This window comes from Microbacterium pumilum, from assembly GCF_039530225.1.
Lineage (GTDB): Bacteria > Actinomycetota > Actinomycetes > Actinomycetales > Microbacteriaceae > Microbacterium > Microbacterium pumilum.
Genome location: NZ_BAAAOH010000001.1, coordinates 1,283,542 through 1,308,250, shown reverse-complemented (window position 1 = coordinate 1,308,250; position 24,709 = coordinate 1,283,542). Strand labels below are relative to the sequence as shown.

The 24,709-nt window shown below is 66.2% G+C and carries 22 protein-coding genes and 2 pseudogenes; 14 read left to right on the top strand and 10 right to left on the bottom strand.

Features of this window, described 5'->3' with window-relative positions:
• Window positions 1–12 precede the first annotated feature (12 nt).
• Window positions 13–318 (top strand): annotated as a pseudogene (locus ABD188_RS05905) (dihydrofolate reductase family protein); the annotation flags it as partial.
• Window positions 319–378: 60 nt separating this feature from the next.
• Here ABD188_RS05905 and ABD188_RS05900 read toward each other — a convergent pair.
• The 3 genes from ABD188_RS05900 to ABD188_RS05890 all read right to left on the bottom strand — a co-directional run bounded on the left by ABD188_RS05900 (window position 379) and on the right by ABD188_RS05890 (window position 2,532).
• Window positions 379–873, bottom strand: a complete 495-nt coding sequence (locus ABD188_RS05900) for a hypothetical protein (protein ID WP_344059453.1) — start codon at window positions 871–873, stop codon at window positions 379–381.
• A 77-nt stretch (window positions 874–950) separates the two neighbouring features.
• Entirely contained in the window at window positions 951–1,943 is a 993-nt protein-coding gene (locus ABD188_RS05895) for an NADP-dependent oxidoreductase (RefSeq protein ID WP_344059451.1), read from the bottom strand.
• A 193-nt stretch (window positions 1,944–2,136) separates the two neighbouring features.
• Window positions 2,137–2,532: a cyclophilin-like fold protein gene (locus tag ABD188_RS05890; protein ID WP_344059449.1), complete on the bottom strand. Its 396-nt coding sequence runs from the start codon at window positions 2,530–2,532 to the stop codon at window positions 2,137–2,139.
• Window positions 2,533–2,781: 249 nt separating this feature from the next.
• Between ABD188_RS05890 and ABD188_RS05885 the strand changes: the two genes are divergently transcribed.
• A complete protein-coding gene (locus tag ABD188_RS05885; RefSeq protein WP_344059447.1) occupies window positions 2,782–3,693 on the top strand; it encodes a helix-turn-helix transcriptional regulator in 912 nt (303 codons plus the stop codon).
• A gap of 136 nt (window positions 3,694–3,829) precedes the next feature.
• Here the strand turns inward: ABD188_RS05885 and ABD188_RS05880 are convergent, their stop codons facing one another.
• The 4 genes from ABD188_RS05880 to ABD188_RS05865 all read right to left on the bottom strand — a co-directional run bounded on the left by ABD188_RS05880 (window position 3,830) and on the right by ABD188_RS05865 (window position 9,309).
• Window positions 3,830–4,882 (bottom strand): oxidoreductase, encoded by a 1,053-nt coding sequence (locus ABD188_RS05880; RefSeq protein WP_344059445.1) that lies wholly within the window; start codon window positions 4,880–4,882, stop codon window positions 3,830–3,832.
• Between the two features lie 2 nt (window positions 4,883–4,884).
• Window positions 4,885–5,973 (bottom strand): NAD(P)-dependent alcohol dehydrogenase, encoded by a 1,089-nt coding sequence (locus tag ABD188_RS05875; protein ID WP_344059443.1) that lies wholly within the window; start codon window positions 5,971–5,973, stop codon window positions 4,885–4,887.
• 180 nt (window positions 5,974–6,153) lie between these two features.
• On the bottom strand, window positions 6,154–8,115 hold the full coding sequence (locus ABD188_RS05870; protein ID WP_344059441.1) for a LuxR C-terminal-related transcriptional regulator: 1,962 nt from the start codon (window positions 8,113–8,115) through the stop codon (window positions 6,154–6,156).
• A gap of 495 nt (window positions 8,116–8,610) precedes the next feature.
• Entirely contained in the window at window positions 8,611–9,309 is a 699-nt protein-coding gene (locus ABD188_RS05865; RefSeq protein WP_344059439.1) for a DUF4386 domain-containing protein, read from the bottom strand.
• Window positions 9,310–9,374: 65 nt separating this feature from the next.
• On the opposite strand from ABD188_RS05865, the gene ABD188_RS05860 reads away from it, so the two are divergent.
• The 6 genes and pseudogenes from ABD188_RS05860 to ABD188_RS05835 all read left to right on the top strand — a co-directional run bounded on the left by ABD188_RS05860 (window position 9,375) and on the right by ABD188_RS05835 (window position 15,741).
• Window positions 9,375–10,073, top strand: coding sequence for a TetR/AcrR family transcriptional regulator (locus ABD188_RS05860; RefSeq protein WP_344059437.1), 699 nt, complete (start codon window positions 9,375–9,377; stop codon window positions 10,071–10,073).
• A gap of 243 nt (window positions 10,074–10,316) precedes the next feature.
• A pseudogene (locus ABD188_RS05855) lies at window positions 10,317–11,216 on the top strand (MIP/aquaporin family protein).
• 66 nt (window positions 11,217–11,282) lie between these two features.
• Window positions 11,283–12,845, top strand: a complete 1,563-nt coding sequence (locus tag ABD188_RS05850; RefSeq protein WP_344059435.1) for an alkaline phosphatase family protein — start codon at window positions 11,283–11,285, stop codon at window positions 12,843–12,845.
• A 286-nt stretch (window positions 12,846–13,131) separates the two neighbouring features.
• A complete protein-coding gene (locus ABD188_RS05845; RefSeq protein ID WP_344059433.1) occupies window positions 13,132–14,181 on the top strand; it encodes an NADP-dependent oxidoreductase in 1,050 nt (349 codons plus the stop codon).
• Window positions 14,178–15,044: an alpha/beta fold hydrolase gene (locus ABD188_RS05840; protein ID WP_344059431.1), complete on the top strand. Its 867-nt coding sequence runs from the start codon at window positions 14,178–14,180 to the stop codon at window positions 15,042–15,044. Before ABD188_RS05845 ends, ABD188_RS05840 begins: the two co-directional genes overlap by 4 nt.
• 94 nt (window positions 15,045–15,138) lie before the next feature.
• Window positions 15,139–15,741, top strand: a complete 603-nt coding sequence (locus tag ABD188_RS05835) for a TetR/AcrR family transcriptional regulator (protein WP_344059429.1) — start codon at window positions 15,139–15,141, stop codon at window positions 15,739–15,741.
• A gap of 77 nt (window positions 15,742–15,818) precedes the next feature.
• Here ABD188_RS05835 and ABD188_RS05830 read toward each other — a convergent pair whose 3' ends face one another.
• Window positions 15,819–16,055 (bottom strand): DUF7455 domain-containing protein, encoded by a 237-nt coding sequence (locus tag ABD188_RS05830; protein WP_344059427.1) that lies wholly within the window; start codon window positions 16,053–16,055, stop codon window positions 15,819–15,821.
• A gap of 174 nt (window positions 16,056–16,229) precedes the next feature.
• Here ABD188_RS05830 and ABD188_RS05825 point away from each other — a divergent pair, with 174 nt between their 5' ends.
• The 6 genes from ABD188_RS05825 (at window position 16,230) to ABD188_RS05800 (ending at window position 22,799) form a co-directional block, all read left to right on the top strand.
• Window positions 16,230–17,456, top strand: coding sequence for a low temperature requirement protein A (locus tag ABD188_RS05825; protein WP_344059425.1), 1,227 nt, complete (start codon window positions 16,230–16,232; stop codon window positions 17,454–17,456).
• A 147-nt stretch (window positions 17,457–17,603) separates the two neighbouring features.
• Window positions 17,604–18,920: a diguanylate cyclase gene (locus ABD188_RS05820; RefSeq protein WP_344059423.1), complete on the top strand. Its 1,317-nt coding sequence runs from the start codon at window positions 17,604–17,606 to the stop codon at window positions 18,918–18,920.
• A gap of 101 nt (window positions 18,921–19,021) precedes the next feature.
• On the top strand, window positions 19,022–20,140 hold the full coding sequence (locus ABD188_RS05815; RefSeq protein ID WP_344059421.1) for a LacI family DNA-binding transcriptional regulator: 1,119 nt from the start codon (window positions 19,022–19,024) through the stop codon (window positions 20,138–20,140).
• Window positions 20,141–20,280: 140 nt separating this feature from the next.
• A complete protein-coding gene (locus tag ABD188_RS05810) occupies window positions 20,281–21,687 on the top strand; it encodes a cellulase family glycosylhydrolase (RefSeq protein WP_344059419.1) in 1,407 nt (468 codons plus the stop codon).
• A 456-nt stretch (window positions 21,688–22,143) separates the two neighbouring features.
• Window positions 22,144–22,449 (top strand): hypothetical protein, encoded by a 306-nt coding sequence (locus tag ABD188_RS05805; RefSeq protein WP_344059417.1) that lies wholly within the window; start codon window positions 22,144–22,146, stop codon window positions 22,447–22,449.
• Window positions 22,446–22,799: a lycopene cyclase domain-containing protein gene (locus ABD188_RS05800; protein ID WP_344059415.1), complete on the top strand. Its 354-nt coding sequence runs from the start codon at window positions 22,446–22,448 to the stop codon at window positions 22,797–22,799. The genes ABD188_RS05805 and ABD188_RS05800 overlap by 4 nt, the downstream gene beginning before the upstream one ends.
• A gap of 331 nt (window positions 22,800–23,130) precedes the next feature.
• On the opposite strand, the gene ABD188_RS05795 is transcribed toward ABD188_RS05800, so the two are convergent.
• Both ABD188_RS05795 and ABD188_RS05790 read right to left on the bottom strand, forming a co-directional pair.
• Window positions 23,131–23,502 carry a hypothetical protein gene (locus tag ABD188_RS05795; protein WP_344059413.1) on the bottom strand — a complete coding sequence of 124 codons (372 nt, stop codon included), beginning with the start codon at window positions 23,500–23,502 and terminating at the stop codon, window positions 23,131–23,133.
• A 269-nt stretch (window positions 23,503–23,771) separates the two neighbouring features.
• Window positions 23,772–24,707 (bottom strand): sugar kinase, encoded by a 936-nt coding sequence (locus ABD188_RS05790; protein WP_344059411.1) that lies wholly within the window; start codon window positions 24,705–24,707, stop codon window positions 23,772–23,774.
• Window positions 24,708–24,709 lie beyond the last annotated feature (2 nt).

Genomic DNA, 24,709 nt, shown 5'->3' with positions numbered 1-24,709 from the left:
GGCGAGGTCCTGGACGGCGAGCCTCCGGGCGGTGTCCACCACGTGGTCGTCGTGACGCACCGCCCGAAGCCCGAGGGCTGGGACCCCGCCGCACCGTTTCACTTCGTCGATGGCGTCGAGGCCGCCGCCGGCGACGTCGGTGGCCAGGTGCTTGACGCCGGCCTGGTCGACGAGGTGCGCATGGACGTCGTACCCGTCGCGTTCGGGTCCGGCAAGCGCTACTTCGGGTCGGTCCACGCACAGCACCTGTTGGAGGAACCGGATGTGGTGATTCAGGGCAACCGCGTGCTTCACCTGGGCTATCGGGTGCGTCGTTGACCGATCGGATCGGGCTCGAGCGCAGCGGCGAGGGTCGCGTTGACCACCGGGCCGGTCGACTCAGGCGCCCTGCATATCCAGTGGAACGTGTCGATGCCATGCGCTCCCGCTGCGGGTGAGATACGCCACCCGACCCGTCGTCATGGCGACCAGGAGGATGCACGACAGCACCAGCAGCCACCCGATATACGTGAATGCCATGCCCAGCACGCCGAAACGCTGAGCGGAGTCCGCGAGCAGCGGGGGAAGGAAGAGCCTGCCGTACACCCCGGCGACGGCGAATCCGATCCCGGTCAGCACGGCGCCGGGCAGCAGTCGGCGAAGGGTGACCTGTCTGTTGATCACGATCCAGCACGCGATCCACCACAGCGCTCCCCAGATCATGATCTCGACGATGAACTCGACAACCGTCGTCGGTCCGCCACCTCGAAGGATGATGCGCGTCCCGACCACGAATGCGAGTCCGATCACGACCGCGACGACGGCGGCGAGCCAGCGCCAGGCGAACTTGATGCTGATCGCGCTCGCTCGGCATCCGCCTCGCAAGACAGTCAAAGAGGCGGCGAACCGGCGCCTCACTCTGCTGCGGACTATGGCCGCGCTCGCGTTCGATGCCGCCGGGGGTGCAGACCTCAGCCGGCGAGTTCGAAGACGTCGCGAGCCCTGAGGGTTCGGACGGTCGTCACGGGATGTGTGCCGAGGATCACCTTCCCTCGCGAGTGGAGTCGTGCGAGGTCCTCGTAGGCCTCGACAACATCGCCGAGAGGGTAGAAGCCCGAGACGAGGAGCGTGAAGGCGCGCGTCGTCACGAGCGCGGTCAGTCGCTCGAGCAGCAGCGTGCCGCGTTCGATCGACACCTCATCTTCCTGCAGCAGTCGCAACTCGGTATTGCGGCGATCTTCGCTGGATCGAAAGCGGGATGGAGGCAGATTGAGGGCATCCGCCAGCTCGCGACCGTCCTGCCCGAAGTTGTCGATCATTGCGGTGACGGGACCGCCGGCCGCGGCCCGGATTCGTTCGGCGATGCCTTCCCCGTAGCGAACGGGCTTGATCCCGAGCTGGCGAAGGTAGTCGAAATTGCGATCGCCGCAGGTACCGATCACCGTGGCTCCACGCCGACGGGCGAGCTGCACCTCGATGCTGCCGACGCCACCGGCCGCAGCGGACACGACGAGGACATCGTCGGCGCCGATCCGCAGCTCATCGAGTGTCTCGAGCGCCGTCGCCCCTGCGAGATAGAGGCCACCCGCCGACTCCCACGCAAGATCCTTGGGTTTGCTCACGAGCGCCGACTCGGCGACATTGAGGAATGTCGCCTGCGCGCCCTCGCGCACGTGTCCTATCACTTCTGAACCACGCCGGAACCGCCGCACGCCGTTGCCAACGGCCACCACTATTCCCGCGAAGTCGCTCCCGGATCGGCGCGGCCACGGGTCGTCCGCCCACCCCGGCTCGATCCCGGCGCGGATGAAGGAGTCGATGTGGTTGATCCCCGCCGTGATCACCTCGACGGTCACCTCACTGGGACCAGGAGGAACAAGCGGCCTCGGGCGCACCTGCAGCACATCGGCGCCCCCGACCCGGTCGTATTCCACGACTGTTCCCGTGTCGCGTTTTCTTGTCATCTCGCACCTCGGTTTCGGCGCGGCGATCGCCAGAAGGTTGACGCAAGCCCGCGTAAGGTGATTCCGGCGCAGGGGGCCTCACGGATGCAGCAAACCTGATTTCGTGCCGGGAGTGGAGCGCACGGGATTCAGCCGCGTGAGTGACGGCGCTTAGCCGGCGCAGCACGCGTTGAGTTGACGTCCCTCCGGGCTGTTACCCGTCGAGTTCGATCGTGGCGGTGAAATCCTCGTCCTGCTGTTGGATGGGGTACAGATCCGACGTGAACTGCCCAATGCGGGCGATGCCCGGCCAGTATCCGACGTCGCCGTAGTAGAGGACGAGATCGCCGGATGGTGCGTAGTATCCGATCTCATTGGGCTCCGGGTCATCGCCCTCGGGCATACCGGCCATCGACAGGGGTCGCGGGAGCCGACCGATCTTCTCGACTCGGTTGAGATCTTTGAACGTGAGTCTGAGCGGCAGCTGGTCGATCAACGACCGCGAGGTGGAGTTGTCCCACAGCACCCCCGTCACGACCTGGTCATTCACGGTGACGCGGATAGGCGTGCTGCCATCGCGCGTTGTCGAATCGGCGGGAGCAGTTGTCATGGTCTCAGGCACCTCTTCTTCGGTGCGCAGGCAGCACGGGCAGGTAGAGGTCCATGGAGATCGGCCCGAACACCGTCAGCAGAAGAAGCAGTGTCGGAGCGGATCGGCCGATCGTGGACCGGTCGGAGGTGCGGGAAGTGGCTGGCATGTGACTCAGCCAATCGGGTATCCGATGATCGAGGGAGTTCCTGATGAGAGGTGTACCGGCAGGGCATCCCTCACGCGGATGTCGCGACCTACGATGGCGGCATGGACAACCGATCCGAGGTGCGCGAGTTCCTCATGTCACGGCGTGCGAAGCTGACGCCGGATGCGGCCGGGCTGCCCGCCGGACCGAACCGACGCGTCGCCGGCCTGCGGCGCACCGAAGTCGCCACGCTCGCCGGCGTCAGTGTCGAGTATTACTCCAAGCTCGAGCGCGGCACGATCGCCGGGGCCTCGGCTTCCGTGCTCGACGCAATCTCGCGGGCACTGCAGCTCGATGAGACCGAACGGGCGCACCTGTTCGACCTCGCTCGCGCTGCGGACGGCATCCCGTCTTCCGGCAGACCCCGCCGGCGCGGCGTGAAGTCCACAGCACCGCGCCCCAGCCTGCAATGGGCCCTCTCGGCGATCACCGACGGCATCGCCTTCGTGCGGGATCAGCACCAAGACCTGCTCGCGACCAATGCGCTGGGGCGCGCGTTCTACTCACCACTGATCGGCGATCGCGGACGCACCCCCAACTTCGCCCGATTCCAGTTCCTCGACCCTGCCGCCAAGGAGTTCTACCCGGACTGGGACCTGTTCGCCGAGATGTGCGTCGCGATCATGCGAACTGAAGCCGGCCGCGACCCGCACGACAAGGGGCTGCAGGACCTCGTCGGCGAGCTCTCCACGCGCAGCGACACATTCCGCCGATTGTGGGGCGCCCACGATGTGCGCACCCACGGCTCCGGGACCAAGCGGTTCCACCATCCGGTCGTCGGCGAGGTCACCCTCGCGTACGAGGAACTCGCGATCACCGCCGAACCGGGCCAGGTGTTGATGATCTACACGGCGGAACCGGGCTCTCCGTCGGCTGAACGCCTTCGACTCCTCGCCTCCTGGGGCGCCGATCATCCGATCGAGTTTCCGGTTGGCACCGAGACCGCCGGGCCGGTCACGCCGCACCCGCGCTGATCTGGCGCCGGAGGTACTGCCGGACGGTGCCCCGACCCCAAACGAGCGGAGACGGATGCGGTCGCCAGACGTTCGACCCGCTCGCCGACGAAGAGGTCACTCGCGTCGAAGAGCCCCAGGTCCCCCAAGGCCGCGCCTACGGGTAGTGACGCTGCCGTTCCAGCCGAGAGATGCCACGCGCCCACTTCGCCCGATTGCGGTCATGTCCGCTCGTGCAGATCGCCCCGGGATACCGCACCCCGGTCAGTTCCTCGGACGCGGCCCACAGGCGTGCGGCGACGACGGGGTCCGCCGCGACCATCGACCGGCCAACGAGAATCGGCGGTCCTGCCATCTCGCGGCGTCTGCTGGGTCCTGCGTAGCTGCCCCCGGGAAGGTCCGCTGTGGCGGCGAAGAGGGTAGGCGTGGCGCCCATCGCCGGGTCCTGAGCGAAGAGACGGACAGCCACCTTGGCGAAGGCGATCATGGCTGGGCTTTCGGAGCTCGACATGAGGTTGGTGGCGGTCATCCCGGGGTGTGCCGCGACGGCGATGACCGGCAAGCCGGACCGTTCGAGTCGGCGTTGCAGCTCCAGGGTGAACAGCAGGTTTGCGAGTTTGGATTGCTCGTACCCGCCCGACCCCGTGCCATACCGCCGCGTGAGCCAGTTGAGGTCGTCGAAGTCCATCGTGGCGGAACGGTGGGCACTGCTGGCGACGGTGACGACACGTCCCGAAACGTGGGGCAGCAGCAGATTGGTGAGCGCGAAATGACCGAGGTGATTGATGCCGAACTGCAGCTCGAACCCGTCCGCTGTGCGACCCAGCGGAGGAACCATCACCCCGGCGTTGTTGACGAGAATGTGGATGTCGTCCGTCCACGCATCTGCGAACGCCCGCACCGACTGCAGGTCGGCGAGGTCGAGACGGCGGACCTCGGTCGAGCCGGACACACCGGCCGCCGCATCCCGGCCCCTTGTCTCATCGCGCACAGCGAAGACGACGTGGGCTCCCTTGGCGGCGAAGACCCGCGCCGTTTCCAATCCGATGCCACTGTTGGCGCCCGTGACGATGACGGTCTTGCCGACCAGCGAAGGCATCAGGTCGACAGTCCACCCCGACGCGGGAATCTCCCGGCGTCGGGGTCGCGCATGGACCTGCGTCCGCCACGCCGGCACGGGCGTCCGTACTGCGTGCGTCGGATCGCTCACGATCAGCTCCTCACTTCCAGCGGCGCCGCGATCGTCAGGACGACCGTGCCTCGGGCGTGACCGTTCCGCACGTGTCCGAGCGCATCGGCGGCCTGCGACAGCGGGTAGGTCCGATCGACGAGCGGTATCACCCTGCCGTCCTCGATGAGATCCTTCAAGACGAGCAGGTCCTGCCGGTTCGTGAACTTGATGGAGGGCGGGGCCTGCCGGCGCGTGAACTTCGACACCGCAGCCGTCTTGATCACCGTTCCGAGGGTGCCGAACCAGCGGCCGCCGGACGTTCCGTTGTTGGACTGCAGCACGCCCCGCTCGGTGAGCACGCCTCGTGTCCGTGCCAGCGAGTGGTTCGCGACATTGTCGAGAATGAAGTCGTAACGCTGTCCCCCCAGGGTGAAGTCCTCCCTGGTGTAATCGATCACGTGGCGGGCGCCCAGCGACCGCACGGTTTCGACATTGCCGGGACCGCACACACCGGTCACCTCGGCACCGAAGGCTGCGGCGATCTGGACGGCGTAGGACCCCAGGCCGCCGGATGCTCCATTGATCAGCACTTCCGCCCCGAAGACCGCGCGGTCGCGCAGGAGTTGGAGGGCCGTCGTGGCGGATACACCCACGGCCGCAGCTTGCTCGAAGGTGAGGTTTGCGGGCTTGGGCAGGAAGTGATCCTCCGCGGCGCAGGCGTACTCCGCGAACGCGCCCGTGCACCAGCCGAACACCTCGTCGCCGATCCGCACTTGGGTGACGGTGTCTCCGACCGCGACGACGGTTCCGGCGATGTCGGTCCCGGGCACCGGGTTGCGCGGCTTGCGAAGCCCGAAGGCGAAGCGGGCGATGATCGGCTCGCCCTCGATGGTGACCAGGTCGCCCACGTGGATCGATGCGGCGTGGACCCGAACCACAACCTCGCCGACCCCGGGGACCGGCACGGGGACCTCCTGCAGACTGAGCACGTCGCCCGCGGGGCCGTATGCGCCCTGGATGATGGCCCGCATCGTCGTGGGGACGACCTTCTCGGTCGCAAGCCCGTCCGATGATCCTCTTACCGGCCTCGAGTCGGCGGCCGGTGTGGTGAGGAGAGTTGAAGTAGTCATGGTGTTGCCTCGAATCCTGAACGTGGTGGGTTACTTGAACTCTGCTCGGTCTGCGCCGCGTCTCGACTCCGGGGCAGCACGTAGCCGGTACTGAGAAGCCCGCCGCACGTGCGCGGGCGGCGGCTGCCCAGGGGGCGCGCGAGCCATACGACTCGTGACCGCCGAGGTTCCACCGTCGAACTAGCCGGTGGGGAGGACCCAGTCGGCGATCTTGGTTCTCGAGTTCAGCCCCAGCTTGTTCAGAATGTTGTACATGTGCGTCTCCACCGTTCGCTCGGAGACGAACAGGCGGGTCGCGATCTCCTTGTTGCTCAACCCGGCTGCGGCCAGCTCGGCGACCTGCCGCTCGCGCTTGCTCAGCGGGTTCGGGCCGGCGGGAGCCGGCTCGGGGTTGTGCGCGAGGTCGGTTCCCAGTGCGAGCCGTATGGCGGCGTCGCGGTCGAGGTGCGCGCCCACGTTGCGTTCTCGTTCGTACCGCTCCCGGCCGAGGCGGGTAGCCGCGCGGGTCGCGGCTTGTTCCACCAGCGGCCGGATGAATGGGCTGACGTCGTACCCGCCTTCGGTGCGCAGCATGTCGGCGGCGCCTAGAAGCCTGGCGGAGTGTTCTGCGTGGCGAGCCATCGCGGCGTTCGCCGCCAACGCCTGCAAACGCATCACGAGGCCAGGACGGTCGTCGATGGCGAGTGTGGCATGCAGCGCGCCGACCAGGGATGATTCCGCCGCGCTGTGATCACCGAGCATCATGGAACCCACTCCGGCGCTCGTCAGGTGCGTGCTGAGCATGTAGATTTCGTGGGCACGTCGGCAGCGCTCGGCCGCGGCGAGTCCGACGTCTCGCATGCGCACGAAGTCCCCATCCAGCGAAGCGATCAGTGCCTCGGCCTGCGCGGCGGCCGCGTGGGCGATGTCGTCGTCGAGAATGTTCGCGAGGGTGGATGCTTCATCCGACCAGCGTCGAGCCTCGGAAATGTCGCCGTCCAGGACGTGCAACGCGGCGCGGGTCGCGAGAATCCGCACGCGCAGCACGTCGTCGGCACCGCGCGTCAGTTGGGCGGCGTCGGCGGATGCCTGAAGTCCTGCGGTCGGGTCGCCCTGCGCCGCTGCCAGGTAGCTTCGGACGAACAGCGCGCGAGCACGCGCACTCGTTTCGCCGCCGTCGCGCTCCAGCAGCGCCTCGATCCACTGGACGCCCTCGCTCAGCGCCCGACTCGTCCAGAACCGCCCCAGCCCTGCGGCCATTTCCAACCCGGTCTGCACGCTGCCGGGGTCTGCCAGGCAATACCGGAGTGCTGCGCGGATGTTGTCCGCTTCCACCTCCAGCGCTTCGAGATTCGCCAGCGTCGTCTCGTCGTCCGCGTCGCGACCATCGGAGTCGGCACCACGGCACATCTCTGCGAAGAAGGACAGCTGCGTGCGCCGCACCACGGCCTCCTCCCCCGCCTCGCGAAGTCGGATGAGAGCGAACTCGCGAGTCGTCTCGTGCAGGCGGTAGCGGGCATCGCCTCCGGCGCGCTCAACATTCACGAATGACCGGTCAACGAGCGCGCCGAGTGCACCCAATACGTCCGGGGCCACGGGCTCGCCGCCACAGACCCGCTCGGCCGCCCCCAACGTGAACGACGCGGGGAAGACAGCCAGACGACGCAACACCGTCCTCTCTTCGGGATCCAGGAGATCGTGGCTCCAGGAGATCGTTGCCTCAAGGGTCTGATGCCGCGCCGGCGCTGCTTTACTGCCGCCGGTGAGCAGGTGAAATCTGTCGTTCAGCCGCTCGACCAGTTGCCCTGGACTGAGCGTTCGCAACCGCACAGCCGCGAGCTCTATAGCCAGCGGGATGCCGTCCAGGCGCCTGACGAGCTCGACGGCGTCGCCCACGTTGGCGTCGGTCAGGACGAGGTCCGCGCCCGCCTCGTTCGCCCGCGCCACAAGCAGGGCGACGGCCTCGGCCTGGGCCGTCCGCGCGAGCACGAACGGCGCCCCACCTGCGGGCACAGTCAGCGGATCGATGTGGACGACTTGTTCGCCGGTTACACCCAGGGGTTGTCTGCTCGTCGCGAGGACTCGCAGCTCCGGCGCCTCCCGCAGCAGCGAATCGGTCAGCACGGCGCAGGCGTCCTGCAGGTGCTCGCAGTTGTCCAGCACGAGCAGGAGTCGCTTCGCCGAGATGTGGTCGATGAGCCGAGAGAGCGGCCACAGTCCCGATTCGTCGCGGAGACCAACCGAGGTCATCACCGCTTTCGGGACGAGACGTGCGTCCGTCAGGCCCCCGAGCTCCACGAACCAGACGCCGTCCGCGACACCGCGCTCGAGGTCCGCAGCAGTCCGCAACGCCAGGCGCGTCTTGCCGACACCGCCCGGCCCTGTGAGGGTCACCAGACGCGAGGCGGCCAGGTGGGTCTTGATCTGCTGGATCTGCAGGCGCCTGCCCACGAAGCTGCTGAACTCCGCCGGCAGGTTACCCCGGGGCTTGGCCCTGCCACCCATGCGCGTAGTCTACGGCGGTGTGGGTCGCAGCGGTCTCGACCTGAGCAGTGGCGGGAGACCTGCTCCGAGCGGACGTCGACGTGAGGCAGCGCTAGGTTGGCCTCGAGACGGTAGGTATGCCGTGGCGTCGAACCACGGCATCTGCGAACCGCCTCAGCGGGTGAGGGTGCGTCCCTTGATGAACAGCCAGAAGATGATGGCGACTTCGCCGACGAATCCGAACGAGCCGAACAGGATGGGCAGTTCCAGGCCGAACAGCACGCCGATCGCGTCGACGATGTAGCAGAGGCCGGCGATGGCCAGAAGGACACCGAAGACGGAAGCGATGAAGTCGGCGCGAAGGATCAGGTAGGCGATCAGCAGCAGGTGGATGCCGAACAGTCCGAGGCTGACCACCCAGATCGCGTTGTAGGCCTCGACCGCGGCGAGGGCCTGTGCCGGATCTTCGAGCATCGTGAACGCGTTGACCAGCTGTGCAGCGGCGACCGCGAACAGCACCGTGTAGACCACTCGCACCCACGCTGCAATCGCCGACAGGGTCTGGTTCACCGGCTTGAACAGCGCGTACCACGCCGCGCAGACGACGAAGTCCAGCAGGATGACGATCCCTACGGCCGAAACTCCGCCCAGGAACATCAGGGGTGCTGCGGTGATCGCCGCGGCGGTGGCATCGGCGTCGTTGTGGTCGATCAGCGGGACGATGAGGCCGAACCATCCGATAGACATCACCACCGCCATTCCCGCCAGGCTGGACCCGGCGACCAGGCTTGCGGTGCGTTGCGACCACTTGCGGAAGTTCAGTGGCGACGTCTCGGAGGGGGACTGGGTGTGATCGAGCATCGTGCGCGTCATGATATTTCCTTACGTTGTATGCTTATGTTGTAAGGAAAGTACCGCTACAAGGTAAGGTTGTCAACATGCCTGCTGGAAGAGAACGAAGAACGGGGCGCCAGCCCGCGGGGCGCAGAACGCAGCTGAGCCGCGATCGAGTGCTCGAGGCTGCGATCGACATCGCGGACGAAGACGGGCTGGACGCGCTGACCATGCGCCGCCTCGGGGAGGCCCTCGGGATCGAGGCGATGTCGGTCTACACCCACATCGCGAACAAGGAGGACCTCCTCAACGGGATGGTGGATGCCGTGTTCGCCGAAATCGAGCTGCCGTCGCACAGCGACGACTGGCGCACGGCCCTGCACAAGCGGTCCGAGTCCTTCCGCGACATGCTCACCCGCCATTCGTGGGCTACGTCACTGAAGGACTCCGGCACCAACCCGGGTCCGGCCACCCTGCGACACCACGACCGCGTTCTGGGTACGCTCCGCAACGCCGGCTTCTCGCTTCCCTTGACGGCACACGCATTCGCGGCACTGGACAGCTATATCTACGGCTTCGCGATGCAGGAGAAGACGCTCCCCTTCACCACAGAAGAGGAGACAGCGGCGATGGCCCAGATCATGCTCGCCCAACTGGCGATGGCCGACTACCCCTACCTCGCCGAGTTGACCGCGAAGCACGTCCTCCGACCGGGCTATAACTTCAGCCACGAGTTCGACTTCGGCCTCGACCTGCTGCTCGACGGCCTCGAACGTGCGCTGGCGGCGGAGGCCGAAGCCTGATCAACCCGAAACCGGTCACGGTTCGACCGGCGACCAGGCCAAGTCGCGTGGGCGAAGGCGTCGCGAGTAGACAGGTGCACACCCCGCATCTGCCACCCAGCGCCGAGCGATTGGTCGACGAGGGGCACGGCAGGGTCGCGATGGGCGAACCTCCCGTCCACGCCCTGCGGCGTGCCGAGGCCTCGAGCGAAGCGCCTGCGAGAGCCGCGCGCAGGGCCATTGTCCACGAGGGGCACCGGGTTTATGCTCACGGGCATCAGGCGACGAGCACTCGCCGGCAGCGGGCGCCTTGACGCCTCTCTTCGAGGGGTGACGGTGATGGACGTGCAGAGTCCGCAGGCGGCCAGTCGGGGGCGGTTCGATCGCTGGTTTGAAATGGAAGTGGTCGAGCCGGCGTCGAACTTCCAGGACCGGAAGCAGGAGTGGCGGAGGCTCGTTTCGGAGTTCCTCGGGACGTTCTTCCTCGTCCTTGTCGCGGCCGGCGGCGGCATGATGGGGCAGGCGTTCCCCGACACGATCGACCGCGGCGCCGCGGTGGTCGCACCCGCGCTGATGGTGCTGGCCATCATCCTGTTCATGGGGAAGATCTCTGGCGCCCACCTGAACCCCGCCGTCACGCTGGCGTTCTCACTGCGGGGTGACTTCCCGTGGCGCCGTGTGCCGGGCTACATCGTGGTGCAGCTGGCAGGCGCCGCACTCGCCGCCTGGTTCCTGACACTGGTCATCGGGGTGTCTTCGTCTTGAGGGTCCAACTACCCTGCGGAGGGCTGGTCGGACTGGTCCGCGTTGACGATGGAGACTGTCCTCACCTTCAGGCTCGTGAGCGTGATCCTCGGCACCGCGTCCGGGGCGCAGAACATCGGCATCATCGGCGCCGTCGGCGTCGGCACCTACATCGCCCTCGCAGGATTGTGGGGCAGCCCGATCTCGGGTGCCTCGATGAACCCCGCCCGCACCTTCGGACCCGACCTCGTCGCCTGGGATTTCACGGCCTACTGGATCTACATCGCGGGGCCTCTGCTGGGCGCGCTCATCGCCGTGGGCGTGGCGTTCCTGCTGCGCGGCCCAGGGGGCGGGCGCGCCGGCTCGGGTGCGGCGCAAGGTGCCCTGTACACCGAAATCCGGAAGCCCGGCCAGGCCTGACGGCGACGCATCGTCGGCGCGGAACGGATCCGCGCCTTTCCACTGAATCTGTGAGGTAGGTAGCGCATGTCCACTCCCGATCGCAGCCAGGCGCTCGACCACCTCGTCGTGGTGATGTTCGAGAACCGTTCTTTCGACAATCTGCTGGGCCGCCTCTACGAACCTGGAGAGGTGGAGTCGTTCGAGGGCGTCATCGGCAAGGACCTCAGCAATCCGATCCCCGACTGGGCGGAACACGGCGCGGAGCATCGCTCGGTCGCGTACGGCATCGCCGAGAACATGGACACCCCGAACCCGGATCCCGGTGAGGAGTATCAGCACGTCAACACCCAGCTGTTCGGCGGAATCGACCCGCAAAGCAATCGCGGAGTGCTCGCCGAGAACATGACGGCGCCATTCAACCTCCCCGCCGATCCGGGCACTCCCACGATGGACGGGTTCGTCGCCGACTACATCAGCGCGTACACGGCCGAGACCGGCGCCCAGCCGACGTACGACGTGTACTCGCAGATCATGCGCGGCTACACCCCGGAGCAGATGCCAGTGCTCTCGGCGATCGCCCGGGGCTTCGCGACCTTCGATCACTGGTTCGCGGAAGTGCCCTCGCAGACATTCACGAACCGGTCGTTCTTCCACGCGGCCACCGCGTCCGGGCTCGTCGTCAACGCCCCTTACAAGAACTTCCCCTTCATCAACACCGGAGAGACGATCTTCGAGCGGCTCGAGGCCCATGGCCAGACCTGGAACGTCTACGTCGACCCGCCCGCGATCGCGCCCTTCACCGGACTCATCCACGGTGCCCGCCTGAAGCACCGCTTCGCGACCAACTTCGTCACCACCGATCAGTTCTACGCGGATGCCGCGAACGGCAACCTGCCGACGTACTCGTTCATCGAGCCCAACCTGCTGCACAGCCACAACGACATGCACCCGCCCATCAACGCGCTGATGCCCGGACTCGAGTTCGACGCACCCTCCTCCCTGCTCGGCGGAGAAGCTCTGCTGGCACGGATCTACGAGGCGATCCGCTCCTCGTCGTCCGAAAGCGGCTCCAACTGGTGGAACACCCTGTTCATGATCGTGTTCGACGAGCACGGCGGCACCTACGACCACGTGCCGCCCCCCGCCGCCACACCTCCCGACCCGACCGTCGCAGGCCAGTACGGCTTCAGATTCGACAGGCTCGGCGTTCGGCTTCCCGCCATTGCGGTGTCGCCGTGGATCGATGAACACACCGTGGTCAATGACGTGCATCACCACACGTCGGTGATCCGAACCCTGCGGGAACGATGGGATCTCGGCGACCCGCTGACACAACGCGACGCGGACGCCCCCGACCTGGCCCCACTGCTGACCCGGGAGACACCCCGTCCACCCGCAGAGTGGCCCGACGTGCATCCCCAGCCAGTGCCCGAGTTCGACGAAGCACTGGTTCCGCTCGACAAGCCGCTCTCCCCGCTGGCGAAGGCCGTCGTCGGCGGAGGAGCCGCACTCGCACGCAATCTCGACCCGACGGCGCCAGACATCCCCAACGTCGACCAACTCGACGGCGCCCACGCACTCGCGGCCCTGCGTGCCACGGTCGGTCACCTCTTCCCACTCCTTCAGGCACCGAGCGAGGAGAGCTGATCGAACCAGCTCGAACGGAACCTGTCTGACGGCATCTGCGAGCTCGTCCGCGATGCCGTCCCGGCACTCGGCGCCGGCCGGGGCCGGCAGGCCGTTGCCATCTGCGGGGTGCCGGCAGGAGGTGGCCGCGAGACGTCGGGCTGCACTCATCGAGACTCGCGGCCGACCGCTCCGGATCCTCACTGACAACGACGGCAACCCTCCCTCCAACCTCGAATGAGGCGTACCTATTTATGAGTATGCTCATTTTCGAGTACACTCGGTTTGTATCGCGTGGAGGAGAGAGATGAGAGCATTCGTCGTCAGCAAGTACGGACAGCCGTTGCAGGAAGCGGAGGTCGCCGAGCCGACCGTGGGGCCGGCCGACGTGCTCGTCCGCATCGAGGCTGCGAGCGTGAATCACCTCGATGAGAGGATCCGGTTGGGTGCGTTCCGGCGGATACTGCCCTACCGGCTGCCCGTGATCCTGGGCCACGACCTCGCGGGGACGGTCATCGCCGTCGGGGCGAACGTGCGCGGATTCAGGCCCGGTGACGAGGTCTACGCCCGCCCTTCGGAGGCACGGATCGGCACGTTCGCGGAGCGCATCGCCGTCGCGGAGGGAGACCTCGCACTCAAGCCTGTCTCGATCAGCATGGCAGAGGCGGGTTCGCTGCCGCTTGTGGCACTCACGGCATGGCAAGCCCTCGTCGAACGCGGCAAGGTCGGGCCCGGCCAGAAGGTCCTCATCCACGCCGGGGCGGGCGGCGTCGGTTCGATCGCGATCCAGCTCGCCAAGCACCTCGGTGCATCCGTCGCCACGACGGTAAGCGCGTCGAACGCCGACTTCGTGCGTGGACTGGGCGCGGACATCGTCGTCGACTACCGTTCGGAGGACTTCGAACAGCTGCTGAGTGGCTACGACCTCGTGCTGGACAGTCTCGGCGGCGAGGTCCTCGAGAAGTCACTCGGCATCCTGAAGCCCGGCGGCAGGGTGATCGGTATCGCCGGACCGCCGGACCCCGCGTTCGCCCGCCGGTCCGGTGTGAACGCGCCGTTGCGCTGGGCGATCGCCGCACTGAGCGCCAAGATTCGCTCCCGGGCGAAGAAGCTCGGTGTCACATACGAATTCCTCTGGATGCGTGCGAGCGGTGACCAGTTGCGCGAGATCGCGACTCTCAGCGACCGCGGCGTGCTTCGCCCGATCCTCGGCAAGGTCGTTGCGTTCGAGCAGACACCACGAGCCCTCCGGTCGCTCGCCCAAGGCGGCATCCGCGGCAAAGCCGTCCTCATCGGCGCGCGTCCAGCGGTCGGTCAGGGCCAAGGGACGATCTACCAGGAGAGCCAGAAGTCATGAACGAGTCAGACGTCTCGGCACCCTCCCCCATCACGTCGTACGCGGACGCGCCCACCCGCACGCTCACTGCCTCGGGGACGACATTCGCCTACCGCGAGCTCGGCCCGAGGGGCGGCGTCCCCGTGGTGTTCCTCGTGCACCTCGCCGCGACCTTGGACAACTGGGACCCGCGCATCATCGACCCCATCGCGAAGACTCGCCACGTGATCACGTTCGACAACACGGGCGTCGGTGCCTCCAGCGGGCAGGTCCCGGCCACCATCGAGGCGATGGCTGACGACGCGTACACGTTCATCGCAGCGCTCGGCTTCGACAGAATCGATGTCTTCTCGTTCTCGATGGGCGGCATGATCGCCCAAGACCTGGTGCTCCGGCACCCCGATCTCGTTCGCAGGCTCGTTCTCACGGGCACCGGACCGCGGGGCGGCAAGGACATGGACAAGGTCGTCGGCACGACCTACTGGGACCTGCTCCGTGCGACGCTCACCCGGTCGGACCCGAAGGAGTTCCTGTTCTTCAACCGCAACGACACCGGCAAGCGCGCGGCGAAGGCGTTCATCGCCCGACTGCACGAGCGCACCGTCGACCGCGACAAGCCGATCACCACCCGCGCGTTCCGGACCCAGCTGAAAGCGATCCGGGACTTCGGCCGTTCCGCACCATCAGACCTGTCCCAGCTGACGCTGCCCACGCTCATCGCGAACGGCGACAACGACCGCATGGTGCCCTCCGTGCTCTCCGAGGACCTGCATCGCCGCATCAAGGGATCGGAACTGATCATCTACCCGGACTCCGGTCACGGCGGCATCTTCCAATTCCACGCGAATTTCGCCCCGATCGCCGCGAACTTCCTCTCCCCCTGAGCAGACGGCAGGCTCAGCTCCCGGCGCAGACGCGGCTCGAGTCGTGACTACGCTCAGAACTGAGCCGAGCTGGATCGGCGCAGAGAGGTTTGTCATGACCGTCGAGTCACAGACCGTGGGACGTCGCGAGCGGAACAAGCAAGAGAAGCTCGACCGCATCAGGGCTGCCGCAAGCGAGCTCTTCGCTCTGCGCGGCATCGACGAGGTCACCACGCAGCAGATCGCGGACCAGGCCGACATCGGGGCCGGAACACTGTTCCTCTACGCCAAGACCAAGGGGGAGCTCCTCCTGCTGGTGCAGAACGCACACTACGCCGAAGCTCTCGACCGCGGTCTCGTGGCTGCAGACGCCATCCGGGATCCTCTGGATGCCGTCATGGCCATCGTGCGATCAATCGTGGAGTGCAACCGCATCCAGGTCGAGAACGGCCGCAGCTACCTGCGAGAGATGGCCTTCGGCGACCCGGTCGACCCCCGGCACGGCGAAGCCCTCGCGATCGCCGCGCGGACTGGCGATGCGATCGCCGCGGTCCTTCGCAGGGATGATCGGCGAGAAGAAGCGGATGCTGCGAACCTCGCCCGGGTCGTGTCGGCCATCATGTTCGTCAGCATGGCCGCGAGCGCGAACGCCGCCCTCAGTGTCGACGACATCATGCAAGACATTCGTGCGCAGGTCAGCGTCGTTCTGTTCCGATGAGCTGATTTCGTCACGAGGACGCGCCGACTGCGCGGCCGCAGACGACTTCGACGTTCTCCCTCGGCTGCTTGTGCGGGTCACGCCACCACGAGGTGACGGTGGTCGATGAGGACGAGCGCGATCTCGCGGAGCCGTTCGAGGTAGATCGTGCCGTGATGCGCGCAGTAGGTGACCGAGAGCCCCGAAGGGAGTTCGGCGAACACGAACGCTTCGACGTTCGCGCCACTGCCGGCGCATGTGTCGCAATACTCCGGGGCTGCGTCGATGCAGTTGGCGCGGTGTCGGTCGACGATGTCGACCGGTGGCTCATCCATGAGTCGCACCCCCTTTCGCTATGACTGGTTTCGCCTGATGCCTTTGCGTCTACTGAGGCCGATCGGTGCGGTCTTGATACGGTCGCCATCGATCACCAAGCTGCATCCCGTGCGTGAAGAGTCATCCTGGACGACACCACGACGGACCGACGAGACGCCGCTAGGGTTCTTGCCATGTCGCAACGGCCGCCCGGACGAGATCGACGACCGCGAATCCTCGGTGTGCGCACGGCGAGTGAAGGCGACCAGGTCACGACGCTCGAGCTGCTCTTCGACCTGGTCTTCGTGTTCGCCTTCACCCAGGTCACATTCCTTATGTCTCACGGCGAGCCACCGGCATCGATCGCGCAGGGTGTGGTCGTGCTGGCGCTGCTGTGGTGGTCGTGGTCGTCGTTCGCGTGGCTGGGCAACCAGGCGCACGCGAATGAAGGCGTGCTGCGTGCTGCGCTGATCGTGGCGATGGCGGCGGTCTTCGTTCTCTCGCTGACGATTCCCGAGGCGTTCCACGATCTCGAAGGCGGTCTGTACGCGCCGATCGTCTTCGCGTGCTGCTACGCCGTCGTACGAATCTTCCATCTCTCGACCTATTTGGTCGCGGCTGGATCCGACGCAGCGCTCCGCCGCCAGGTGCTCGCGAGTCTTCTGACGTCAGCGCTGCCGTCAATCGTGCTGCTCGTGATCGGCGCGCTCGCCGATGAACAGTGGCGCCTGCCGATCTGGGGCGCCGCGGTAGTGATCGACCTGTTGGCCATCTACGTGACCTCCAACATCGGCGGGTCATGGCGCGTGCAGTCGGTCGCGCATTTCACGGAGCGGCACCGCCTCGTCGTGATCCTCGCGTTGGGCGAGTCGATCGTCGCGATCGGCGTCGGTGTCTCGCTCGATCCGATCACCGCGCAGATCGTCCTCGGCTCGGTACTCGCCATCGGTCTGTCGGTCGCGCTCTGGTGGGCGTACTTCCCGCGCATCGCCGATGACGCCGAGCACCTGCTGGAGATGACCGACGGGGTCGCCCGCGCGAAGATGGCCTCCGACGGCTACACGTATCTCCATCTGCCGATCATCCTGGGCGTGATCATCACCGCCTTCGGCATAGAGGAGGTCATGGGACATCTCGGTGAGGAACACCTCGGATGGGTGGGAGCGTCAGCGCTCGGAGGGGGCGTCGCCCTGTTCCTCGTGGCGACAATCGCGTTCTGGCTTCGCATGTCACGACGCCTGCTCCTCGCTCGGCTGGTGGCGGCAATCGTGATCGCCGCCGCGATCCCGGTCTGGTCGCTCCTACCCGGCCTATGGTCGCTGGCATGCGTCTTTGCGCTGACGTGCACGCTGGCCGTCTTCGAGGCGGTCACCTCGTTCCGCACCTCACCGGAATCGAACGCGCACGAGCACACGACCTGAGATCCACCGCGGGACGCGCCGGCGGACGCGACGCAACCGGGCGGCGTTCCTCAGCATTTGCCGCCGTCGTGAAGAGCGCTGGCGGACCTTCGGCGGTAGTGTTCGAACACCACTCCCGCGGGGCGTGCAGTTGATGGGGGGGTGCGGGTGGACGAGGACGGCGCGAATGCGCTCCCGGTCGGCCTGGTACGCCTGAGACGGTCCGGCGAGATCTCCGAGGCGAACCGGTGGTTCTCAGAGTGGGTCGGAACCGCACTCGACGGGATCGTGGGCAGGTCGATCGATGAATTCCTGGTTCACGCACAAGAAGATCTGTTCCCTGCCGATGTCGGACCCGGCCCGTGGGTGATGCTTCACGCGCGTGAGCACGACCGAGCCGTCATGGTCAGCCGTCACCGTGACGGTGCGGACGATGTCCTCGTCATCGCCGAGGCATCCGAGCGGTTCCGCGCACTGACCGACCTGCGCCGCCGCTACGCACTGGCTGACCGCACGCGCACTCGGCTCGAGCTCGTCATGGACACGTCCGTCGCGTTCTCGACCGCATCGACCGAAGAGCATCTCGCAGAGATCCTCGCCGACTCCACCGCGCGCGCCTACCGGGCTGAGGAATCCACGGTCTACCTGCACGAGCAGGACGGGACCAGCGCGATCGCCGCCGGACGCGATGCGCTCGGCGGCCGCCTCGACGCCGACTCGCTCATCGGACTGGTCAGTGAGCCGCGACAGGTGGTCAAGGTGGTCGACGATGAGGACGGCGAGCGTCTGATGACCGGCCTGGGGTCCGCGATGAAGGCCGCCGGTATCCGCGCGCTCATCGCGGCGCCGCTGCACCATGAGGAGATCGACTTCGGCGCGTTCATCAGCTGGTTCCATCACGAGCGCACCTTCGATGATGAGGCGGCTCCGCTGGCCGAAGCTCTGGCCGGCCAGGCCGCGCAGGCGCTCGCCACCCTTCGATTGCAAGCCCGGCTGGCACACGCAGCAACCCACGACGAGGTGACCGGCCTGCCGAACCGGCGGCTGCTGGAAACTCAGATGGGCGAGATCGTGAGCGCGACCGGGTGCGCGGTGCTGTTCATCGACCTCGATGGCTTCAAGAGCGTCAACGACCGATGGGGCCATCAGGCAGGAGACCGGATGCTGCACGACGTGGCGCAGCGACTGCTGACGGGCGTGCGGGCCGGCGATCTGGTCGCCCGGTATGGCGGTGACGAGTTCGTCGTCGTATGCCAGATCTCCGAGCCGTCCGTCGCAGTGGAGATCACGGAGCGGATCCTCACCCTGCTCCGCGGCGACCCGACGCGCCCGAGCACTCACCAACCACTGAGTGCGAGCATCGGGGTTGCCATCGCTCCGCCCGGCAGCGAACTGGTCGCGGAGCAGGTCATTCGTCGCGCAGACCTCGCGATGTATCGGGCGAAGACGGCCGGCGGCAACAGGATCGCGTTTGCAGAAGACTGAACCCGCGCTCGTTGCCCTCTCGCGTGCTCACTGCGTAGACACCATTGGCCACTCCGGTGCGCTGCTGCAGGACGGACCTGGTGGGCGGCTCTCCGTCTTGCATGATTGCCCAATCATGCAAGACTTGCTCCGAGCGAAGGGCTGGCAAGGCGATGGGGTCTCTCGACCAGACCGACGGAAGCCGCCGCCGTCCGCCGTCCATGCAGGATGTCGCTCGACACGCCGGCGTATCGGCGCAAACGGTGTCACGCGTCGCGAATGGCATGAGCAACGTCGAAGAATTGACTCGTGAGCGGGTTCTGACTTCGATGCGGGCGGTCGGATACCGGCCCAACGGTGCTGCGCGCGCACTCAAGTACGGCAGGTTCCACACCGTGGGCGTGATCATGTTCACGTTGGAAACGCTCGGAAACGTCCGCACCCTCGACGCGATCGCCACTGAGGCGGCAGCAGCCGACTACAGCGTGACACTGATGCCCGTTCCCGATCCCACGCTCGGGGCGGTGTCGGGGGCCTATCGACGCCTGAGCGAACAGTCCGTTGACGGCGTCATCATCATCTTCGAGGCGTCGCTGCTCGATCGAGTGGAGATCACACTGCCTCCCGGGCTCCCGGTCGTCGTGATCGATTCGAATGCCGGCTCCGGGTACGCGGTCGTCGACACCGATCAGGCACAGGGGGCGCGGATGGCGACCGAGCACCTGCTGTCTTTGGGGCACCGTCAGGTATGGCACATCGCCGGTCCCACGACATCGTTCTCGGCGGGTCACCGCGCAGAGTCGTGGCGAGCGACCCTCCAGCGCGCCGGCATCACCCCGCCGCCGATCGTTCACGGCGATTGGTCGACCGAATCCGGCCACCGCGCGATGCTGAAGCTGGTGGGTGAGAGAGACCTCACCGCAGTCTTCGCTGCGAACGACCAGATGGCGCTCGGAGCCATGAAGGCGCTGCACGAGCTCGGCCGCCTCATCCCCACGGACGTGAGCGTCGTCGGCTTCGACGACATGGACGAGTCCCGCGCCTTCTGGCCCCCGCTCACCACGGTGCGTCAAAACTTCCGCGAAGTCGGGCGCGTGGCGATGGCGCGACTTCTGGCACAGATCGAAGCTCCGGACGCCGCACCGCAGACCACGCTCATCCCCACCGAACTGATGGTACGAGCGAGCACAGGTCCCGCGCCGACGCTTCCCGGGCGCCCCACGGCGACGCCGGCGGGCTGAGTCTGGAGCCTCCCAAGTAACCGGCGGTCTCAGCATCCGCCTCTTGCCAACCGATGATTGTTGTGAGAGCTTGTCTGGATGTTTGCGAAAACATGCGAACGCCCGCGGCGCATCGACGCGCCTCGGATGATTGGAGACTGATGAGAAAAGCACTCGGGCTCGCCGTTGGCGCAGCCCTCCTGATTGCGATGGCCGCCCCCATTCCGGCCGTGGCAGCCCCTTCGAACGGCCCGGGCGGTACGAGCGAGTTCCGTGGAGTGAACTGGGCGGATCCGCGGGACAACTACGCCGACGACGAGGTCGTACCGGCCGGGTTGAGCACGGCAGACGACTACCGCACCACCTATGCAAAGGCATCCAATGTCGTGTCGGAGTTCCGGCATGAGCTCAAGGCCAACACCGTGCGGCTGCCCATAAATCCCTCGAGTGTCGGGACCGACTGGTGGAACTCCTACCAGGGCGCAATCGACGCGGCCGCCCGGCACGGATTCAAGGTCATCCTCAGCTACTGGGAGGCCGACAACGCCAAGGACGGCCGAGTCGACAGCCCACCCGCCTTCGACGCCATGTGGGATACCGTCGTCGCGAAGTACGGCAAGAACCCCCACGTCTACTTCGAGATCATGAACGAGCCTTTCGGCTACTCCCTGGACGAGTGGGTGACGGTCGCCTCTGGCTGGCTCCAGGACCACCACCAGGTACCGCGAAAGCGCGTGATCGTATCCGGCACGGGCTACAACGACAACGTCACCGGAGTGGGTGCAGCCAAGGCGCTCGACGGCACGCTGCTCTCCCTTCACTTCTACGGATTCTGGGCCTCCTCCACCACGGAGGCGGAGTGGAAGGCGAACCTGCTGCCGCGAATCGGTGAATACGGGTGGCGCACGATCATCTCCGAGGCGGGCTCACCCATGACGACCGGCCTGAATTACGGCAATCACGAGGGCGACGTCTACACGTCGTATCTCGGCGCCCTGACCGAGGTGGCCCGTGACCAGGGCATCGGTGTCGTCTACTGGCCCGGCCTGCGGTCCGGCGATGCATACACCCTGACGGAACTCACCTCCAACGGGAACCTCGAGGTGACGAATGAGAGCGGGCTTGCACAGATCCAGTGGGGATGGGGCCTCCTCAAGAAGGAGCAACTCAACGACCGGCCCCCCGCCCCTCCCGGCGAGCCGCTCGTCAGCGTCAAGCACGGCGTGTGCGTCGATGTGCCCGGCTTCTCCACAACCCCCGGCACGACTATCGGATTGTGGTACTGCAACGGTGGCGGGAACCAGTCATTCAACTGGACGTCCGAAAAGCAGCTGTCCATCTACGGGGACATGTGCGTGACTCCGGTCGGCGCAGTCGCTGTGGGCAGCGAGCTGATGATCGCCGACTGCACCGACGCAATCGAACAGCAGTGGGAGATCAGAAGTGACCTCACAATCAGCAGTGTCGCGGCTCCGAACCTGTGCTGGTCGACTCCGCAAGACCAGTGGGGCGTAGCGCTTGCAACGTGCGACTCCGCCGCCCCGACCCAGCAGTGGACCCGCGGCTAGCGGACGGGCTGCGCCGTGTCGCGCCCGCCTTCCAGTGGAGGGCGGGCGCGCACGATGCGTCGGGCTGCAGAAGGTGTCTGGTTTCGGGACATCGTGAACGGTGGCCGAAGACGGGGTGCTGATCAAAGTGCACATCTCGCGCATTCCGCCGCAAGCGGTGAGACGACTGCACAACCGCTGGCGACCGCGACTCGCTCCATCACCCCGCGGGAGCGCACCGGTGCGCCCCGGGTCGACTTCACCGCGGGACCTTGGACTCTGCGCGCGCGCACCGAAGAGCGGATGCTGGCGGTACGGGTACGCCACGCCGACCCAACCGGCACCCACGGCCTGAATCGCTCGACCACGCGCACGCCGAAGCGGGCAAGCACTGGGCGAGGGTTCCGCGAGAGTACAACCAGCTAAGCGCGATCCTCGGGCCCGCGCGACGCAGGGACCGAGCATTGGACAGACGCAATGACGACAATTCCTGATCTGCTCTACCTCGGGGGCATCATTGTCGCCTTCATGGGCATGGGAATCATCGATTGGCGCTGGAAGGTTGCACTCTTCCGAGATCCCGGCCACACAATCGTCGTCGTCGCGATCACCCTCGTAGTTCTTCTTCTCTTCGACATCTGCGGCCTGCTGCTGGGTGTGTTTGCCGCAGGTTCGCGAGTGATGGGTATCTTCCTCTTCTCGCGAGACATGCCGCTCGAGGAGATCTTCCTTCTTACCTTCTTCGGGTACTTCACACTCGTCATGCTGCGGATCCACAAATGATGGCCACATTCCTCCTGCTTGCGCTGGCCCTCATCGGGATGGCGATCGTCCTGGACTATGCCATCCTTCGCACTCGGGTGATCTTCACCCGGCACGTTCTGCGTACCGCCGGCATTCTTGTCGTCACCACGCTCGTTTTCGACAACGTATTGTCTGCGCTCCCCGTCTATGTCTTCAACCGCGAGAAGACTCTCGGGATCTACCTGCCGTGGGCACCAGTTGAAGATCTGCTCTACATCGCCGGAGTTGTGTTCTTCGTGGCAGTGCTCGACAAGTACGGACGCATGCGCTCGACGGAACACCCCGGCAACTCGCACGGCGTTCGACAAACGGATCGCAGTCCCAGATGACGCATGGCGGCGAGCTCATGAGCGTGAGGAACCTAGCCGGCAGGCGGGCCGAGGTCTGCGCGACTCAGAGAGTCGGCCGGATCGGCTCAGGAAAATCCGGTCCTGGGAACTCGGGTCCGCGCTGCTCGGGTCCGCCGCGGCTGCGGCGAGGCGTAACGTCGAAGATCTCGATCATCCGGAGCAGGTCGACCAAAGAAATCCCCTCATCAGGCGACTCTGTCAGGTGCGGCCGTACGCGAGGCAGAGTCGCGAGCGCCCTGAGCGAGACAACGCTGAGCTCGGGCTCACGGCGGCGGAGAACGTCTCGCACTGTCGGCATGCGAACTCCCCTCTATTCGGCCAGTTGGGACTGCAACTGACGAATCTCATTTCGGAGCGTCTTGATGACCTCGGCAAAGTTGACGACTTCGTCCGGCGGATGGCCCCCCTCGAGGAGTACCTCATCCTGGTGGGATATCCGAAACTCGATATCCCCTGCAACTGTCAAGGATGTCACGCCATTGATTGTCACGCCGCCAGGATAGTCATTGTTGAAGTTGACGGTGAGCCCGTCGTTCTGATCATGCACAAGCGCTCGTCGAAATGAGGCGCCATCCGATCTCCTACGCTCCGCTGCATCAAGGATGATGTCGTGGCCCTCCACCTTGAATACGGGAGCGACAGCAATTACGGTTTCGGTGTTGTCGAGTTTTATGTCGGTCATTGCGGAGCCGCCTCAATTCAGTCTCGATCGTCGGTAAAGCCACACGGTGAAGCCGGCAATTGCCCGTTTCAGTGTGAGTGACAGGTTGGAGAACCGCAAGGCAATACTCCGACGGGACATCGGATGTTCGTACCCGTGGTGGCGCGACTGCGGTGAGCGACCAACCCGCTTGAACGAATGTGGGCAAAACACGGTCAGATCCTGCGTCGACCTCGTCGGCTCGGGCTGGTTCTCGTTCGGAAGCGGCCGCCGCGGGTCTTGGAGGCTGCTCACCTGGCGACGGGATCGCCGCTCGGGTGGACGAAGCGCTCGATCTCGACGAGGCGAGGGCTCGCCTCCCAGTCGCCTGGACTCATGCAGAGCAACGCGCCGCATGCGTTGGCTCGCCGCAGCCTGTCGGTGACATCCAGTCCATGCAGCATGCCGCTGAGGTACCCCGCCACGAAGGCGTCACCCGCGCCGACGGTGTCCAGCACATCGATGATGAAGCCCGGGGATTCGACAACGGAGTCCGGGCTGAACACGGCGGCTCCGTCGGCTCCGCGCTTGAGCACGATCTCCCGACATCCCCCTCTGAGGAGATCACCCGCGATCTGGGCCGGGTCGCGATCGGGATTCAGCAGGGTCAGTTCCTCCGGCCCGCCGAAGACGATGTCCGCGCGCTCGGCGAACGAGCGCAGGATGTGGCCGGCGTGCTCTGCCGGAGCCAGCGCGGAGCGGTAATTGATGTCGAAGCTGACGAGGACGCCGGCGGCGCGTGCCCGATCGACCGCGGCCGAGATGCCCTCTCTCGCGCTCTCGGAGATGAGTGCGGTGATCCCAGAGACGTGGAGCAGAGCTGAATCCTCGATCCAGCCGGAGGGAATGTCGTCGGCGTTGAGGTGTGATCCCGCGGACCCCGATCGGTAGTAATACACGGAGGTGCTTGCGCTCGTCGGGCGCTCCTTGACCATGAGTCCCGTGCTGGCCTGAGGGTCGATGATGTCGTGCACCTGGAGGCCCTCGGCCCGCAGCTCACGGACGACCCGTTCACCGAGCGCATCTGCGCCGACCCGACCGAGCCATGAGGTGCTGACTCCCAGCCGCTGGAGTGCAATGGCGACGTTGCTCTCCGCTCCCCCGATGCCGAGCACAAGGTCCGATGCGTGCCGGAGCGAGCCGATCTCCCGAGTGCGGAAGAGCGCCATCGTCTCCCCGATGGTCACGA

What these genes read in the sequence shown, in the direction of transcription:
- ABD188_RS05895 (WP_344059451.1), bottom strand. Translation starts at nt 1,943, where the DNA reads ATGACAAGAAAACGCGACACGGGAACAGTCGTGGAATACGACCGGGTC.
- ABD188_RS05890 (WP_344059449.1), bottom strand. Translation starts at nt 2,532, where the DNA reads ATGACAACTGCTCCCGCCGATTCGACAACGCGCGATGGCAGCACGCCT.
- ABD188_RS05885 (WP_344059447.1), top strand. Translation starts at nt 2,782, where the DNA reads ATGGACAACCGATCCGAGGTGCGCGAGTTCCTCATGTCACGGCGTGCG.
- ABD188_RS05875 (WP_344059443.1), bottom strand. Translation starts at nt 5,973, where the DNA reads ATGACTACTTCAACTCTCCTCACCACACCGGCCGCCGACTCGAGGCCG.
- ABD188_RS05865 (WP_344059439.1), bottom strand. Translation starts at nt 9,309, where the DNA reads ATGACGCGCACGATGCTCGATCACACCCAGTCCCCCTCCGAGACGTCG.
- ABD188_RS05860 (WP_344059437.1), top strand. Translation starts at nt 9,375, where the DNA reads ATGCCTGCTGGAAGAGAACGAAGAACGGGGCGCCAGCCCGCGGGGCGC.
- ABD188_RS05850 (WP_344059435.1), top strand. Translation starts at nt 11,283, where the DNA reads ATGTCCACTCCCGATCGCAGCCAGGCGCTCGACCACCTCGTCGTGGTG.
- ABD188_RS05845 (WP_344059433.1), top strand. Translation starts at nt 13,132, where the DNA reads ATGAGAGCATTCGTCGTCAGCAAGTACGGACAGCCGTTGCAGGAAGCG.
- ABD188_RS05840 (WP_344059431.1), top strand. Translation starts at nt 14,178, where the DNA reads ATGAACGAGTCAGACGTCTCGGCACCCTCCCCCATCACGTCGTACGCG.
- ABD188_RS05835 (WP_344059429.1), top strand. Translation starts at nt 15,139, where the DNA reads ATGACCGTCGAGTCACAGACCGTGGGACGTCGCGAGCGGAACAAGCAA.
- ABD188_RS05830 (WP_344059427.1), bottom strand. Translation starts at nt 16,055, where the DNA reads ATGGATGAGCCACCGGTCGACATCGTCGACCGACACCGCGCCAACTGC.
- ABD188_RS05825 (WP_344059425.1), top strand. Translation starts at nt 16,230, where the DNA reads ATGTCGCAACGGCCGCCCGGACGAGATCGACGACCGCGAATCCTCGGT.
- ABD188_RS05815 (WP_344059421.1), top strand. Translation starts at nt 19,022, where the DNA reads ATGATTGCCCAATCATGCAAGACTTGCTCCGAGCGAAGGGCTGGCAAG.
- ABD188_RS05810 (WP_344059419.1), top strand. Translation starts at nt 20,281, where the DNA reads ATGAGAAAAGCACTCGGGCTCGCCGTTGGCGCAGCCCTCCTGATTGCG.
- ABD188_RS05805 (WP_344059417.1), top strand. Translation starts at nt 22,144, where the DNA reads ATGACGACAATTCCTGATCTGCTCTACCTCGGGGGCATCATTGTCGCC.
- ABD188_RS05800 (WP_344059415.1), top strand. Translation starts at nt 22,446, where the DNA reads ATGATGGCCACATTCCTCCTGCTTGCGCTGGCCCTCATCGGGATGGCG.
- ABD188_RS05795 (WP_344059413.1), bottom strand. Translation starts at nt 23,502, where the DNA reads ATGACCGACATAAAACTCGACAACACCGAAACCGTAATTGCTGTCGCT.